At 69.3% G+C, this 15597-nt stretch carries 14 protein-coding genes; 2 read left to right on the forward strand and 12 right to left on the reverse strand.

Annotated elements, in window-relative coordinates; genetic code table 11:
• Positions 1 to 20: 20 nt before the first annotated feature.
• The 10 genes from polX to AC1DNF_RS10230 all read right to left on the reverse strand — a co-directional run bounded on the left by polX (position 21) and on the right by AC1DNF_RS10230 (position 12268).
• Positions 21 to 1781: a DNA polymerase/3'-5' exonuclease PolX gene (gene polX, locus AC1DNF_RS10185; RefSeq protein ID WP_478148447.1), complete on the reverse strand. Its 1761-nt coding sequence runs from the start codon at positions 1779 to 1781 to the stop codon at positions 21 to 23.
• A gap of 30 nt (positions 1782 to 1811) precedes the next feature.
• Positions 1812 to 3041, reverse strand: coding sequence for a bactofilin family protein (locus AC1DNF_RS10190; protein WP_478148448.1), 1230 nt, complete (start codon positions 3039 to 3041; stop codon positions 1812 to 1814).
• A 172-nt stretch (positions 3042 to 3213) separates the two neighbouring features.
• The gene (locus AC1DNF_RS10195; RefSeq protein WP_478148449.1) at positions 3214 to 4743 is read right to left on the reverse strand and encodes a phytoene desaturase family protein; all 1530 of its coding nucleotides are present in this window, start codon (positions 4741 to 4743) and stop codon (positions 3214 to 3216) included.
• Between the two features lie 136 nt (positions 4744 to 4879).
• Positions 4880 to 6433 (reverse strand): malonate--CoA ligase, encoded by a 1554-nt coding sequence (locus AC1DNF_RS10200; RefSeq protein WP_478148450.1) that lies wholly within the window; start codon positions 6431 to 6433, stop codon positions 4880 to 4882.
• 7 nt (positions 6434 to 6440) lie between these two features.
• Positions 6441 to 7217 (reverse strand): enoyl-CoA hydratase/isomerase family protein, encoded by a 777-nt coding sequence (locus tag AC1DNF_RS10205; RefSeq protein ID WP_478148451.1) that lies wholly within the window; start codon positions 7215 to 7217, stop codon positions 6441 to 6443.
• Entirely contained in the window at positions 7214 to 8209 is a 996-nt protein-coding gene (locus AC1DNF_RS10210) for a Bug family tripartite tricarboxylate transporter substrate binding protein (RefSeq protein WP_478148452.1), read from the reverse strand. The genes AC1DNF_RS10205 and AC1DNF_RS10210 overlap by 4 nt, the downstream gene beginning before the upstream one ends.
• 58 nt (positions 8210 to 8267) lie before the next feature.
• Entirely contained in the window at positions 8268 to 9710 is a 1443-nt protein-coding gene (locus tag AC1DNF_RS10215; RefSeq protein WP_478148453.1) for a malonyl-CoA decarboxylase, read from the reverse strand.
• Positions 9707 to 10375: a GntR family transcriptional regulator gene (locus AC1DNF_RS10220; protein ID WP_478148454.1), complete on the reverse strand. Its 669-nt coding sequence runs from the start codon at positions 10373 to 10375 to the stop codon at positions 9707 to 9709. Before AC1DNF_RS10220 ends, AC1DNF_RS10215 begins: the two co-directional genes overlap by 4 nt.
• A gap of 107 nt (positions 10376 to 10482) precedes the next feature.
• Positions 10483 to 11310 (reverse strand): prolipoprotein diacylglyceryl transferase, encoded by an 828-nt coding sequence (gene lgt, locus AC1DNF_RS10225; protein WP_478148455.1) that lies wholly within the window; start codon positions 11308 to 11310, stop codon positions 10483 to 10485.
• 4 nt (positions 11311 to 11314) lie between these two features.
• Positions 11315 to 12268, reverse strand: coding sequence for a LysR family transcriptional regulator (locus AC1DNF_RS10230; protein ID WP_478148456.1), 954 nt, complete (start codon positions 12266 to 12268; stop codon positions 11315 to 11317).
• A gap of 95 nt (positions 12269 to 12363) precedes the next feature.
• On the opposite strand from AC1DNF_RS10230, the gene ilvD reads away from it, so the two are divergent.
• On the forward strand, positions 12364 to 14058 hold the full coding sequence (ilvD, locus tag AC1DNF_RS10235) for a dihydroxy-acid dehydratase (protein ID WP_478148457.1): 1695 nt from the start codon (positions 12364 to 12366) through the stop codon (positions 14056 to 14058).
• A gap of 37 nt (positions 14059 to 14095) precedes the next feature.
• On the opposite strand, the gene AC1DNF_RS10240 is transcribed toward ilvD, so the two are convergent.
• Positions 14096 to 14356: a TIGR04438 family Trp-rich protein gene (locus AC1DNF_RS10240; RefSeq protein WP_478148458.1), complete on the reverse strand. Its 261-nt coding sequence runs from the start codon at positions 14354 to 14356 to the stop codon at positions 14096 to 14098.
• Between the two features lie 97 nt (positions 14357 to 14453).
• Between AC1DNF_RS10240 and AC1DNF_RS10245 the strand changes: the two genes are divergently transcribed.
• Positions 14454 to 14777, forward strand: coding sequence for a c-type cytochrome (locus AC1DNF_RS10245; RefSeq protein ID WP_478148459.1), 324 nt, complete (start codon positions 14454 to 14456; stop codon positions 14775 to 14777).
• Positions 14778 to 14788: 11 nt separating this feature from the next.
• Here AC1DNF_RS10245 and AC1DNF_RS10250 read toward each other — a convergent pair whose 3' ends face one another.
• The gene (locus AC1DNF_RS10250) at positions 14789 to 15319 is read right to left on the reverse strand and encodes a LapA family protein (protein ID WP_478148460.1); all 531 of its coding nucleotides are present in this window, start codon (positions 15317 to 15319) and stop codon (positions 14789 to 14791) included.
• Positions 15320 to 15597 lie beyond the last annotated feature (278 nt).

Here is a 15597-nt window from a genome sequence, read left to right on the forward strand (position 1 = left end):
TCCCGCGCGACGGGATTCCACTAGCGGCCGCCCGCGCCGAGCGAAGCCGCGGCGTGGCCCATGGTGGCTGCCAGCAGTCGCCGGATTTCCGCCGGTGGACGCGTGTTCAGCACGTGCTGCGGTTCCAGCCACCCGCGGCGGGCTTGTCCGATGCCCCATTCCAGATTGCCGAACTCGAGCGTGCTGTGCGCATCGCTGGCGATGCTGACCAGCACACCGATCTCGCGCGCCAGCCGGCATGCGTGGTCGTCCAGGTCCAGCCGTGCCGGCTGGCCGTTGAGCTCCATGAAACAGCCGCGCTCGCGCGCATGCCGCAGCACGCGTTCGAGATCGAAGGCGCAGGGCTCCCGTTCGCCCAGGAGGCGGCCGGTGGGATGCGCAAGGATGCTGAAATGCGGATGGTCCATGGCACGCAGCAGCCGCTGCGTCTGCCGGGCGGCGGGCAGCTCGAAGTGCTGGTGGACGGCGCCGACCACCAGGTCCAGCCGCTTCAGGACCCCATCGGGCAGGTCCAGTTCGCCGTCCTCGAGGATGTCCACCTCGATCCCCTTCAGCAGCGTGATCCCGGACAGCTGCTCGTTCAGTTCGTCGATCAGGTCGATCTGGCGGGCCAGCCGCTGCGCGTCGAGGCCGTGGGCGACGGTCAGCCGCCGGGAATGCTCGGTGATGGCGAGATACCCGAGGCCGCGCTGCGCAGCCGCGTCAGCCATGGCGCGCAGGCTGTCCCTGCCGTCGCTGGCGCTGGTGTGCGCGTGCAGGTCGCCGCGCAGGTCCTGCAGCCGGACGAGATGCGGCAGGCGCCCGTCGCGCGCCGCCTCGAATTCGCCGCGGTCCTCGCGCAGCTCCGGCTCCATCCATGGCAGGCCCACCGCGCGATAGACCGACGCCTCCGTGTCCCCGGCAATGCGTCGCGCGTCGCGGAACAGGCCGTACTCGTTCAGCTTGAGCCCGGCGTCCTGCGCCTGGCGGCGCAGGGCGATGTTGTGCGCCTTGGAGCCCGTGAAATAGAGCCACGCCGCGCCGAAGCTCGCCCGGGGGACTGCCCGCAAGTCCACTTGCAGCTCATTGGCGAGCACGATGCTCGCACGGGTCCTGCCCTTGGCCAGTACACGCTTCACGCCGGTGCCCTGCGTGAAGCGTTCCATCACGGGCGAATCTCCCTGAGTGCTGACCAGCAGGTCGATGTCACCGACCGTGTCGCGCCGGCGCCGCAGGCTCCCTGCGACCTCGGCCTGCAGCACGCCGGGCACGGTCCGCAGGTCCGCAACGAGGGCAGCGGCCACCTGCGCGGCGCTGGCCAGCGGCACGCGGCGCTCGGTCTTCAGGCGGGCGATCACCGCTTCCAGGATGCGGCGCTCGCCGTCGCGGCTGAATCCCCGCACGGTGCGGATGCGCTGCTGTTCCGCCGCGCTGCGCAGGTCGGCCAGCGACCGGACGCCCAGGGCGCGGTGCAAAGCCTGGACCCGCTTGGGTCCGATCCCGGGCAGCTGGAGCAGTTCGGTGATGCCGGGGGGCACCTCCTTGCGCAGGCTGTCGAGTTGCGCGCAGCTGCCGGTGGCGACGATCTCGGCGATCTTGCCGGCGAGGTCCTTGCCGATGCCCGGCAAGGCATCGAGATCCTCCCCGGCTTCGAGCATTTCCTTCACACTCCGGCCCAGGTCGGCCAGCGTGCGGGCGGCATTGCGGTAGGCGCGCACGCGGAAGGCATTGCCGCCCTGCACTTCCAGCAGGTCGGCGATCTCGTTGAACACCGCGGCCGCGTCGGCGTTGGAGAATGGCATGCCTGGCTCTCGAGTGGCGTGAGGGCGGCGTCATCCAGCTTCGGCAGGCGTCGCCGGGACGGCAACTTCCTTCGCGATGCTGTCCGGCGGGCCGTTGTGCCGGCCATACAGCTCCAGAACGCAGGCACCGACGCCCGCAAGACCGAGCAGGCCGACCAGGAGCGCGCCGACCATCGGCAGGCTGGCCGCCAGCAGCGTCAGCAGCAAGCCGAGCGCGAAGTAGCGCATGCTGCCGGCGAAGCCGCGCGGTGCCTCCTCGCGCAGCGCCGCCGCCAGCAGGTCGCCGATGCAGAGGACGCCCACCACGAAGCCCGCCAGCATCAGCGCGGGGTACAGCGCCAGCAGCACGATGGCGAGGGGAATGCCCAGCAAGGTGACAAACAGGAGCGCCGCCAGGACGGGCACCGCGACGACGGTGCCGAAGCCGACGCCCAGCGCGAGCCACGGCGAGGACTGGATGCGGCGGGCTGCCTGCGCGCCGAAACGGGGCACGAGGAGAAGGAAGATCGCCGCCACGGCCAGCAGCGCCAGGAAGGACATGATGCGCCCCACCCACGATGGGCCCCGGGCCGACGCTTCCCACTCCCAATGGGTGTCGGGGCTGCGGGTGTTCGCGCTCTCCGGCTCCCGCGTCAGGGCGCCGGCGATGCTTGCGCCCTCGGCCTTCTTCAGCTCGGACTTCGAGGCATAGCTGAGCCCGCCGCCGATGCGGGCCTTCGGACCCAGCTCTATCTCCTCGGCGACCAGCCGCGCGTTGCCGCGCACCTCGCCATCGATGGTGATCTTCCGTCCCGTCGCCCTCAGGTTGCCGTCGATGCGGCCATCGACGGCGACGCTGCTGCCGTAGAAGATGGCGCCGCGGCCGACGGAAGCCGAACGGGTGAAGGCGATGTTGGCGCCGGAGGCGAACAGCTCGCCGCCGACCGTGCTTTCGATGCTGAGGTCGCCGCCGACGGCCCGCAGGTCGTCGCCCACGGGAGCACGCACGTCCACCGAGCCACCGGCGAGCAAGGCATCCCCGGCCACCGGCTGGTCGACGATCACCCTTCCACCCGCCGCGGTGAAGTCGCCGTTCACCGGGCCCCGGGGACGAACCCGGCCGCCGCCGGCATAGACGTTGCGGTCCTCGGTCGGCGATGAGAGGGTCCCTGTCCCGGCACCGCCGGTCTGCGCCGGCGCGGGCACACTCCACAGGCACGCGGCAGCGATGCCCGCGGCCGCCAAGGCCGAGCGAAGCGGGCCAAATTCGAACTCGGGCATGGTTCCCCTCCTGAAAGAGCAAGCGCGGGAGGCAGCCGCTGGCGGTGCGCGCCAACTGGCTCGTTGGCGCGGGACGCGGCCCTCCGAGTGCCAGCCAACGATAGGCGCCCCGGGCGATTTGCTGTTGACGTGAATCAAGCCGTCACTCGGAAGCGGCCGGGAAGTGACCGGCTCAGGCCCCGTGCAGCATGGACCACAGCGCCGGTTCGATCGCAGCCGCGGCGAGCAAGCCGCCCATGAAGGCGCCCGGCACGCCGGGGCTGGTGACGTCCTGGCCGGCCAGCAGCAGCCCCGGCAAGGGCGTGCGCACGTGAAGCGCCGGGCTGGTGAGGCGATCGGCGCTCATCTCGATGCCGTACATCGCGCCCTGCTGCGCGCGGACATAGTGCTGCTGCGTGACGGGCGTGGCCAGTTCATGGAAGCGCAGCATGGGCTGCAGGGCCGGGAAGTGGCGAGCGAACTGGCGCAGCAGCCGCTGCTCGATGGCGGCCTTGAATTCGCGGTAGTTCTGGGGGCGCTCGGCCTGCGCCGCGCCGAGCCACGGGGCGAAGATGTCGGCAGCCAGCACCGCGACGACCTCGGCCGTCGGCTTGCCGCGGTATTCGGGGTCCTTCAGGGAGGGGAAGGTCACGAACAGCGCTGGCGCATCCTCCTCGCCCGGCCGCGTCCAGACCGCTTCGATGTCCTCGCTGTCGTAGATCCAGTGATTGGCGGTGCCGGCGCCGGCCGCCGCGATGTCGCCCTCCAGTCCCAGGTACAGGCAGACACAGGAGAGTCCCGGGTGCAGGCCGCGCACGGTGTCCTGCCAGGCGGCGGCATCGCCGGGCGCAAGACAGGCCACGGTGTTCGCCACGCCCATGGCCGAGACGACGACGGGGGACTCCTCGCGCACCGGCCGCCCGTGCGACAGGTACTCGACGCCACGAACCCGACCGCCCCCGGAAACGATGTGCCTGACGTCGCACCCGAGTCGCAGCTCTCCGCCCGCGGCCTCGATCGCCGGCACCAGGGTGGCCGCGAACCGGCCCGGGCCGCCCACCGGGTACCACGCGCCGGCATCGTAAGACCCTGTGACCAGGGCATGCTCCAGGAACGGAGCCTGCGCCGGCGGCGCACCGTAGTCGGCCCAGCGCGCTCCCAGCACCGCGCGCAACTTGCGGTCGCGGATGTGCGCCAGCTCTTCCGCCAGGGTCCGGCGCGCCCAGCGCTCGGCCGCGGTTCCATGCCATTGACGCACGGCCCAGCCCAGCAGCGCGGGAGCGGCATGCAGGGCGAACACCGTGAAGGCACTGCCGCGCGCTTCGTCGCAGGCCTCGAACCACGCGAGCACGTTCTCGCGCTCCCCGGGGAAATGCGCCAGCAGCGCGTCGCGATAGGCGCTTTCCGGATGCGGGATGCCGAATTCGAAGCCCGGGAGGCGGATGACGTCGTAGGGGTTGGCACAGGGGCTGAACCGCAGGGCCCCACCGGTGAGCCAGGCCAGCAGCCGCCCGAACTGCCCTCCCGGACCGGGATCGGGGCCGACACCGCCGATGTAGTGCACGCCCGGGGCGAATTCCCAGTCGCCGCGCCGGAAGGTCTGGGTCAGCCCGCCGGGGACGCCGTGCTGCTCCAGGACCAGGACACGGCGCCCGCGCCTGGCCAATTCGGCGGCGGCGGCCAGCCCGCCGATGCCCGACCCGATCACGATGCTGTCCCACATGCCCGTCTCCCGGCTTGGCCTCTGCGGCCGTGCGTGAACGATAACGAGGCGGGCCGCGGCGGCGATTGACGCAGCTCAATCGCGGGGAACGGACGCTCCAATTCGAGCAGAGGCAAGGTCCGGTGCGACGGGGTGTCTAGGAGGCCGTGAACAAGCCCTTGTACTGCTCGCGCAGCAGCGCCTTCTGCACCTTCCCCATGGCGTTGCGCGGCAGCTCGGGCACGACGAAGCATCGCTTGGGGATCTTGAAGTTGGCGAGCTTGCTCTTGAGCTCGGCGATGATCGCGTCGCCGTCGAGCGACGCGCCGGCCTTCGCGGTCACGACCGCGACGCCGACCTCGCCGAAGTCGGCATGCGGCACGCCGACGACCGCGCTTTCGGCCACGCCGGCCATTTCGTTGATGAAGCCCTCGATCTCGGCCGGATAGACGTTGAATCCGCCGCTGATGATCATGTCCTTGCTGCGCCCGACGATGGTGACGTAGCCCAGCCGGTCGATCGAGCCCACGTCGCCCGTCTTGAAGTAGCCGTCGGCCGTGAACTCTTCCTTCGTCTTCTTCGGCATGCGCCAGTAGCCCACGAACACGTTCGGGCCGCTCACCTGGATGTGGCCGACCTCGCCGGGCTGGCAAGGCTCACCCGCGTCATTGCAGACGCGCAGCCGCACGCCCGGCAGCGGAAAGCCCACCGTGCCGCCCCGGCGCTGGCCCTGCACGGCGCTGTAGGGGTTGGAGGTGAGCATGGCCGTCTCGCTCATGCCGTAGCGCTCGAGAATGGTGTGGCCGGTGCGTTCCCGCCACTCATTGAAGGTCTCGATCAGCAGCGGCGCCGAGCCGGCGACGAACAGGCGCATGCCGCTGCAGGCGTCGCGCGTCAGGCCGGGCTCGGCCAGCATGCGCACGTAGAGCGTGGGCACGCCCATGAACACGGTCGCATCGGGCAGGCGCGCGACCACCCGCTTGGCATCGAACCTGTTGAACCAGATCATCCGGCTGCCGCTGATCAACGCCCCATGAATCGCGACGAAGAGCCCGTGCACGTGAAAGATCGGCAGCGCATGGATCAGCACGTCGCCGCCGCGCTCCGCGGTTCGCCAGCCCCAGTAGTCCTTCAGCACCTGGGCGTTGGACAGCAGGTTGCGGTGCGTGAGCATCGCGCCCTTGCTGCGGCCGGTGGTCCCGCTGGTGTAGAGGATGGCGGCGAGGTCGTCGCCCGTCTTCTGCGCGACGGTGTGGCGGTCGCTGCATCGGGCGGCCATGGCGAGCAGCGTGCCGGTGCGGTTGTCGTCGAGCGTGAAGACGTGCCGCGTGCCCGCCGCGGCGGCAATGGGCGCCACCCACGCGGCGTTGGCACTGCTGCAGACCACCACCGCCGGCTCGGCATTGCCGATGAAGTACTCGATCTCGGCGCCGCGGTAGGCGGTGTTGAGCGGAAGGAACACATAGCCGGCGCGCAGGGTCGCGAGATACAGGATCATGGCCTCGACCGACTTCTCCACCTGCACCGCGACGCGTGCGCCCTTCTCCAGGCCGAGGCTGTCGAGCAGGTTGGCCATCATCGCGCTCGCGCGCTCCAGGTCCTCCCACGAGTAGTACAGACCGTCGTCGGTCTCGACGGCGATGCTCTCCAGGTGGGAGGGAAAAGCCGCGCGCAGCGCGGCGAAGAGATTGGCGTTGGTGGTGACGGTCATGGTTGTCTCAGAAGACGGGCGCGCGCTTGGAGATGAAGGCATCGATGCCTTCGCGATGTTCGCGAGTGTCGGCGTAGTCGTAGGCCGACGGCAGCAGCGACGCGACCGGTTCGGCGCTTGCGAACTGGCGAAGGGCGGAAAGGCATCGCTTGTTGAGGCCGGCCGCCACCGGCGCCAGCGCGGCGATGCGCCCGGCATGCGCCAGGGCCTCGGCGCCGACCTGCGCATCCGGCAGCACGCGCAGCAGGAAGCCGGCGTCGTACAGGCGGCTGGCGCCATGCACGCTGGCGGCCAGCAGCATGTCGCGCGCGAGCACGTCGCCCACCGCGCCATGCACCAGCGCGGCTTCGCGCGGCGCCATCGGGAAGCCCAGCTTCGCGATCGGTGCGCCGAATTTCGACGACGCGCCGGCCAGGCGGATGTCGCAGCAGCTCGCGATCTCGAGCCCGGCGCCCATGCAGGGCCCTTCGATCTGCGCGACCAGCGGCAAGGCGCAGCCGAGCATCGCGGCGAGCGCGGGCCAGACCAGGTTCTCGTGGAAGTCGCGCAGGCTGGCTTCGTCGAAGCGGAATGACGGATATTCGGAGATGTCGCCGCCGGCGCAGAACGCGCCCTCCTCCCCGCGCACGACGACGCAGCGCGCGGCGGCATCGCCGGCAAGCCCTTCGAAGGCGGCGCGGAGTTCGACCCACATGGCGCGGCTCATCGCGTTGAGCCGCCCGGGATGCGACAGGGTGACGAAGGCGAGCGCGCCATCGCGCCGCAGCGAGACGTGGCCGCTCATTCCAGCCTGGCGCCGGAAGCCTTCACCACGCCGGCCCAGCGCCGGATCTCGGCGCTCACGAAGCTGCCATAGGCGGCCAGCGTCAGCGTGGGGATCTCCGCGCCGTTGGTGGCCCAGGCCGCCTTCAGCTCGTCGGTGGCGAGCGCCTTCTTCATGTCCTCGACGATCTTCGCCTGCACGTTGGCCGGCGTGCCCTTGGGCGCCCAGAGGCCGTACCAGGTGGTCACGGTGTAGTCGGGCAGGCCGACCTCGGCCGCGCATGGCACGTCCGGGAACGCGGGGTTGCGCTGGGTGCCCGCCACCATCAGCGCCCTGACGCGGCCGCCCTTGATGTACTGGGCCGAAGAGCCCAGGCCGTCGAACATCAGGTCGACGTTGCCGGCCATCAGGTCCTGCAGCGCGGGGCCCGCGCCTCGATAGGGAATGTGCGTGATGAAGGTACCGGTCTGCATCTTGAAGAGTTCGCCTGCCAGGTGGTGCGAGGTGCCCGGCCCGGCCGAAGCATAGTTGAGCTTGCCCGGGTTCTCCTTCGCGTACTTGACGAAGTCCTTCAGCGTGGTCGCGGCCACGCGCCGGGGATTGACCACGAGCACCTGCGGCACGCTCGCCAGCAGCATGAGCGGCACGAAATCCTTCTCCAGGTCGTAGTCGAGCTTGGGATAGATGGAGGGCGCGATGGCATGGTGGACCGCGCCCATGAAGAGCAGGTAGCCGTCGGGCTGGCCCTTCGACGCGATGCTGGCCCCCAGGGTGCCGCCGGCGCCGCCGCGGTTGTCGACGATCAGTGTCTGGCCGGTGATCTTCGTGAACTGCCCCGAGAGCGGCCGCGCGAAGGCGTCGGTGCCGCCGCCCGCGGGGAAGGGCACGATCATCGTCACCGGCTTGGCCGGCCACGCCGGCCACGCCGGCTGCGCGCGGGCGCCGGTGCCGAGGACGGCGGCGGAGGCCGCGGCCAGGCGCAACATGTCGCGCCGCTGGAAGCTGGGGGTCATCTTCTTTGTCTCCTGTGGTTGTGAACAGCTGCGCTGCGCCCGGGCCGGCGCGGGGGAATCAATCCAGAAAGAGATTGTCGACATCGCTCGAGACCGCCACCTTGCCCTGCGCGAGCAGGGCGCGGTGTTTGTCGAGCCGCCTGAGATCGTAGAGGTAGTTGACCATGAGTCCGTAGGACTGCTTCATGCCCTTGGGAGACGGATCGCCGGCCCAGTTGAGCCGCTCCACCCGCGCACCGTTGCCGAGGTGAAAGCGCGCCACGGGATCGACCGGCACGCCGTCGGCGGTCGCGCGGCCGAGGTATTCGGCGGCGCACTGGAGCAGCAGCTGGCGCACCGGTGACTTCGCATCGAGCGCGCCCGCCGTGTCGGCCGCCGCCAGGAAGCGCTCGGCCGTCGGCGGCAGCGAGCCCACGACCCGCCCCAGCTCGGCGGCGCGCTTCTCGTCGAGCCGGGCCAGCATCGCCGTCGCGTGCCTGCCGAGCCAGGCGCGAAAGCCCGGGATCGGCGAGAGTGTCGCGAAGACCTTCAGCCGGGGCAGCTCGTCCTGCAGGGTCTCGACCACCCGCTTGATCAGCGAATCGCCGAAACTCACGCCGCGCAGGCCGGTCTGCGTGTTGCTGATCGAATAGAAGATCGCGGTGCTTGCCTTGTCGGGCTTGACCGGCGCCGCCGCCTCGTCGAGCAAGGGCTCGATGCCTTCGCTGATGCGGTCGACGAGCGCGACCTCGACGAAGATCAGCGGCGTGTTGGGCAGCCGGGGATGGAAGAAGCCGTAGCAACGGCGATCGCTGTCGAGGCGATTCTTCACGTCGGCCCAGCTCTTGATGTCGTGCACCGCCTCGTACTGGATGAGCTTCTCGATGAGCGAGGCCGGCGAGTCCCAGCTGATGCGGCGCAGCTCCAGGAAGGCCACGTCGAACCAGGTCGAGAACAGGTGCTCGAGCTCGGCGTCGAGCGGCAGCAGGCGGCGGTCGCCCTTGAGGTGCGGGAGAAGCTCGGCGCGCAGGTCGACCAGGAAGCGCATGCCATCGGGGTCGATCGCGAAGCGCTGCAGCAGGCGCGCGCGCGGCGACACCAGGGCGCGGCGCAGATGCACTTCGGCCTGGGCCTCGTCGGGCGTGCCCATGGCGGCTTCATGCCGGTCGCGCGCGCTGCTGACCTTCTTCAGGTCGGGCGCGAAGCGTTCGCTCATGAGCAGCCAGACATCGCGCCGCTCGTCCAGCTCGCGCCCGGCGTACCACTGCACGACCGCATGGGCGCGCCGGCCGGCCTCCACGTCGCTCACGCTGGGATCGACCACCGACTGCAGCTCGAGCAGCGCCCGCCGCAGGGAGCGCGGCGCCAGCGCCTCGCCGGAGCGGCGCAAGGTGGCCTCCAGCCGCTCCGCCAGGGGGCGCGGGGCCGATTTCGCTTCGGCCGCCCCGGGCTTCCCGGCTTCGGAATCGCCGCCCGGGCGCAAGCGCGACACCCTGCGTGTGATCCAGTCGCCGGCATTCATGAGATCAGTTTCGCTTTCTGTTGCTGCGCCACGGCACGCAAGGCCTCGCGCTGGCGGTTCAGGTGGGTGCGCATCGCGGCCTCGGCGCCGGCGCTGTCGCGGGCCTTGAGGGCGGCGAACACCGCCAGGTGCTCCGACAGGCTCTGCTCCAGCCGCCCGGGGGCATGGAGCTGCTGCAGTCGCGCGAGCTTCAGTATCTTGCGCAGATCGCCGATCACCTGCGCGAGCCAACGGTTGTCGGCCAGCATGATGATCGCTTCGTGGATGGCGTAGTTGGTCGCGTAGTACTCGTTGATGCGCCGGGCGCGCGCGTGCCTGGCCAGCTTGTCGTGCAACGCTTCGAGCGCGGCGAGGTCGGCATCGCTGGCGTTGCAGGCGGCTTCCCAGGCGCAACGGCCTTCCAGCAGCGCGATCACCGGGAAGATGTCGTCCAGGTCGCGCTGCGTGACCTCCGCGACGAAACTGCCACGCCGCGGCTCGTGCCGTACCAGGCCTTCCGCCGTCAGCACCTTGAGCGCCTCGCGCAGCGGCGTGCGGGAGATCTGCAGCCGCTCGCAGACGGCCGCCTCCTCGATGAAGCTGCCCGGCGCCAGCGTGCCGGCGAAGATCTCCTCGCGCAACGTGGAGGCGACTTCGTCATGCAGGGAGTTGAGGACCAGGCGCATGCGGCGGGCGGCTGTGATTTCGGTTAATTACGCGTAATTATGGGAAGGCACCCGCCCGCGCGCAAAGCATTTCCGCCCGGGGACATACCCTGCCGACGGCCTGCCGCTCAGGCGTGCTTCGCCACCGGCTTGCGCGACGCCGGCGCGGTGACATAGAGCCCGATGCCGAAAAGGATCATCGGCACGCACAGCCACTGTCCCATGCTCATGTTGAGCGCGAGCAGGCCCAGGAAGTCGTCGGGCTCGCGGAAGTATTCGGCAACGAAGCGCATCACGCCGTAGCCGATGAGGAACACCGCCGAGACGCGGCGCTCGCGGCGTTCCTTGCGCGCGTAGAGCCAGAGCAGCACGAAGAGCAGCAGGCCCTCCAGCAGGAACTGGTAGACCTGCGAGGGATGGCGCGGCAGCATCGAGCCGCTTTGGGGAAACACCATGCCCCAGGGCAGGTCGGGGCTGCTGAAGCGGCCCCAGAGTTCGCCGTTGATGAAGTTGCCGACCCGGCCCGCCGCGAGGCCCGTGGGGACGCAAGGGGCGATGAAATCCGTCACCTGCCAGAACGGCCGTGCGCGCGAACGCGCGAACCAGACCATCGACGCGATCACGCCGAGCAGCCCGCCGTGGAAGCTCATGCCGCCCTGCCACACGAAGAGGATGTCGAGCGGGTGCGTGAGGTAGAAGCCCGGCTTGTAGAACAGGCAGTAGCCGAGCCGGCCGCCGACGATCACGCCCATCACGCCGAGAAAGAGGATGTCCTCGACGTCCTTGCGGCTCCAGGCGCCGGGTCCGGTGATGGAACGGAAGGGCTCGTGGCCGAGCCGGCGCGTGCCGAGGAAATAGAAGAGCGCGAACGCGGCGAGATAGGTCAGGCCATACCAGTGAATGGCGACGGGCCCGAGCTGCAGGGCCACGGGATTGAAATGCGGGTACATGAGCATCGGCCTATTGTGCCCACGGATGTGACAGTCCCTCCTCCTTGACGAATCGGACGAAGCGCGCGAGCGCCGGGTTGTCGGTGTCGCCCGGCCAGACCAGGCTGGTTTCACAGCTGGGCAAGGGCTCGGCCTTGCGGCGCCCGCCGGGCCGCTCGAATTCGCTCGCGGCGCGGTAGACCACGCCCTCGCGCCGGAAGCGCGTCACGCTCTCGGGCACCCAGGCCACGCCCAGGCCGCCCCAGACGAGATTGACGATGGTCTGCATCTGGATGGCTTCCTGCGCGAGCGCGGGCGTGCGGCCGGCCGCGTGATAGAGGCCGAAGATCGCGTCGTGCAGCGAGGGCACGATGCGGCGCGGAAAGATCACCAGCGGCTCTGCCAGCGCCTGGGCAAGCGGCAGCCTGGCGACCTGTGCGAGCGGATGCCTGGCGGGCAATGCCAGCACCAGGGGCTCCAGCGACACCGCAAGGCGCTCCAGCCCGGGCGGCGCGAAGCCGGGCGAATGCAGCATCAGGCCGGCATCGATCTCGCCGCGCGCGAAGCCTTCGAGCTGCACGTCGCCGGTGGCTTCGACCAGTTCCAGCGCGACCTCGGGGCACTGGATGCGGAACTCGCGCACCCAGGCCGGCAGGCGCTCGAAGCCGATGGTCGAGACAAAGGCGAGCCGCACGCGGCCCACCTCGCCCGCCGCCGCCGCCCGCGCGCGCGCCGGCAGGGCCTGGGCCCGCGCGAGCAGTTCGCGGACCTCCGGCAGCAGCGCCTCGCCGGCCGGCGTGAGCGCGACGCGCCGGCGGGTGCGGTCGAAGAGCAGCACGCCCAGTGTCTTCTCGATCTGCGCGATGGCCTGCGTGACCGGCGGCTGCGTCATGTGCAGGCGCGCGGCGGCGCGGCCGAAGTGCAGTTCCTCCGCCACCGCGAGGAACTGCCGCCAGGCGCGCAGGTCGATCCATGCTTCTTTCATATGCCGAGCATATCAATGGGAGGTTCAAAACGGATTGGAAGCAATCAGTCAATCGTCCGATACTGGGCGTCCCCCGATTCGCACCAAGAGGCACCATGGCCACCACACCACTCCAGATCAACAGGCGCAGCGCCAACATCGTCGAAGGCAAGAGCCGAGCGCCCAACCGCTCGATGTTCTACGCCATGGGCTACGAGGAAGCCGACTTCAAGAAGCCGATGGTCGGCGTGGCAAACGGCCACAGCACGATCACGCCCTGCAACTCCGGCCTGCAGAAGCTGGCCGACGCCGCGATCGCCGGCATCGAGGAAGCCGGCGGCAACGCACAGGTGTTCGGCACGCCGACCATTTCGGACGGCATGGCCATGGGCACCGAAGGCATGAAGTATTCGCTGGTGAGCCGCGAAGTGATCTCGGACTGCATCGAGACCTGCGTCGGCGGCCAGTGGATGGACGGCGTGCTGGTGGTCGGCGGCTGCGACAAGAACATGCCCGGCGGCCTGATGGGCATGCTGCGCGCCAACGTGCCCGCCATCTACGTCTACGGCGGCACCATCCTGCCGGGCCGCTACAAGGGCCAGGACCTGAACATCGTGAGCGTGTTCGAGGCGGTGGGCCAGAACGCGGCCGGAAACCTGAGCGACGAAGACCTGCTGGAAATCGAGAAGCGCGCGATTCCAGGCACGGGCTCCTGCGGCGGCATGTACACGGCCAACACCATGAGTTCGGCCTTCGAGGCGCTGGGAATCTCGCTGCCCTACTCCTCGACGATGGCGAACCCGCACGAGGAGAAGGCGAACTCGGCCAAGGAATCGGCCAAGGTGCTGATCGAGGCGATCAAGAAGGACATCAAGCCGCGCGACATCGTGACCAAGAAGGCGATCGAAAACGCCGTCGCCGTGATCATGGCGACGGGCGGCTCGACCAACGCGGTCCTGCACTTCCTGGCGATCGCGCACGCGGCGGGCGTGGAGTGGTCGATCGACGATTTCGAGCGCATGCGCAAGAAGGTGCCGGTGCTGTGCGACCTGAAGCCGAGCGGCAAGTACCTCGCGGTGGACCTGCACCAGGCCGGCGGCATCCCGCAGGTCATGAAGATCCTGCTGAATGCGGGTCTGCTGCATGGCGACTGCATCACGATCACGGGTGAGACCATCGCCGAGGTGCTGAAGGACGTGCCGGACGTGCCCCGTGTCGACCAGGACGTGATCCGTCCGATCGGCAAGCCGATGTACGCCGAAGGCCACCTGGCGATCCTGAAGGGCAACCTGTCGCCGGAGGGCGCGGTCGCGAAGATCACCGGTCTCAAGAACCCCGTCATCACGGGTCCGGCGCGCGTTTTCGACGACGAACAGTCGGCGCTGCAGGCCATCCTCGCGGGCAAGATCGTCGCCGGCGACGTGATGGTGCTGCGCTACCTCGGCCCGAAGGGCGGACCCGGCATGCCGGAGATGCTGGCGCCGACCGGCGCGCTCATCGGTGCGGGGCTTGGCGAAAGCGTGGGCCTGATCACCGACGGCCGCTTCTCGGGCGGGACCTGGGGCATGGTGGTGGGCCACGTGGCGCCGGAGGCGGCGGCGGGCGGCAACATCGCCTTCGTGCACGAGGGCGACTCGATCACCATCGATGCGCACCAACTGAAGCTCGAACTCAACGTGCCAGAGGCCGAACTCGCCAAGCGGCGCGAAGGGTGGAAGGCACCTGCCCCGCGCTACACGCGCGGCGTGCAGGCCAAGTTCGCGTTCAATGCATCGAGCGCGAGTTCGGGCGCGGTGCTCGACAAGTACTGATCAGGCGAGGGATAGGCGCCGCTGGCCGGCGCCTGCCTCAACGACCGCCGCGGCGGCGGCTGTTGGATCGGGTCAGCATGCCGAGATTGCTGCGCTGGCGGTCGATGCGCTCCTGCTTGCGGGCGTTCTCCCGCTCGACCACCTTGCGCTTGGTGTAGCCGGACGCGTCGGCCCACGCCCACCAGGCCACCGCCAGCGCGAAAGGGAACAGCACGATCCACCAGCTGAGCGTGGCGACAAAGCCAACTGCGAAGAACTTGAGGGCCACCCCGATCAGGCCCAGTGCCAGAAACCACATCGCGAATCCCTCCGTTGTTGTCCAGGGACGCGTCGAGGTGGCGAAACGCCGTGCTACCTACAATCGCGTTGGATCGACTTTAACGCACCCCACGTCCATGAACCCCATCCATAAAGCGCCCATCCTGGCATTGCTTGGCCTTCTGGGCCTCGGCTGCACCGCCCCCGCCCTGGCCGACCTGGCGCTGGCGACATCCAAGAACTGCATGAGCTGCCACGCGGTGGACCACAAGGTGCTCGGCCCCGCGTTCAAGGACGTGGCCGCGAAGTACAGGGACAACAAGGACGCGCCGGACATGCTCGCCAACAAGATCATCAAGGGCGGCTCCGGCGTCTGGGGCCAGGTGCCCATGCCCGCCAACAACCAGGTCAGCGAGGCGGACGCCAGGAAGCTGGTGGCCTGGATCCTGTCGACCAAGTAAGCCGGATCGGATCAGACGGCGGGCGGCATGCCGATGGGCACGGATGTCGCCATCTCCGCAGGCGATGCCGGCGCCCGGCGATCGAAACGATCCTCCAGCTGGCCGATATGGGCCGCGAGCGTGTTGTCGGTCTGCTCGGAACGCAGCCTGATGGCCGCCTCGAGCTGCTCCACGCGCGCCAGCACCGCGGCATGCCGTTCGGCATTGCGCGCCATGTGGGCGTTCTCCTGCGCTTCCAGGAAGTTGCGCAGCTCGGTGAAGCGCGAAGCCTCCGCCTTGTCCGCGAGTTCGCGCTGGGCCTGCAGCTCCTTGCCGTGCCGGCGCGTTTCGAGCAGCACCGAACTCTGCAGGTACACGACGTAGGCAACGAAGAAGGCGCCCAGCAGCACCGTGAGGCCCAGCATGATCAGGCCCAGCGGCGCCGTGACCTGCATGAAGCCGACCGACATCACCGTGGGGGCGGCGAGTACCCCCCAATTCAGGGCCGCCAGTGCCGCGATCAGCAGCACGACGAACAGCAATACGCCGCTTCTCAGTCCCATGGCCTTGTCTCCTCAACAATCGATGGGCTGGTTGTAACGCATCCGGCGCAGGCGCCCTGTCGGACGGCGGCGCGGACACGCCACGGCGCTGGCGACGAACTCAGTAGTTCGCCATCAGGCAGGCCTGACCCCGGGGCATGAAACCGGGGCCACAGTCAAATTCGGCGTTCGATGGCATGAGTTTCTTAGTAGTTCGCCATCAGGCAGGCCTGACCCCGGGGCATGAAACCGGGGYCACAGTCAAATTCGGCGTTCGATGGCATGAGTTTCTTAGTAGG

The sequence above is a fragment of the Variovorax sp. 01T432 genome (assembly GCF_056398605.1).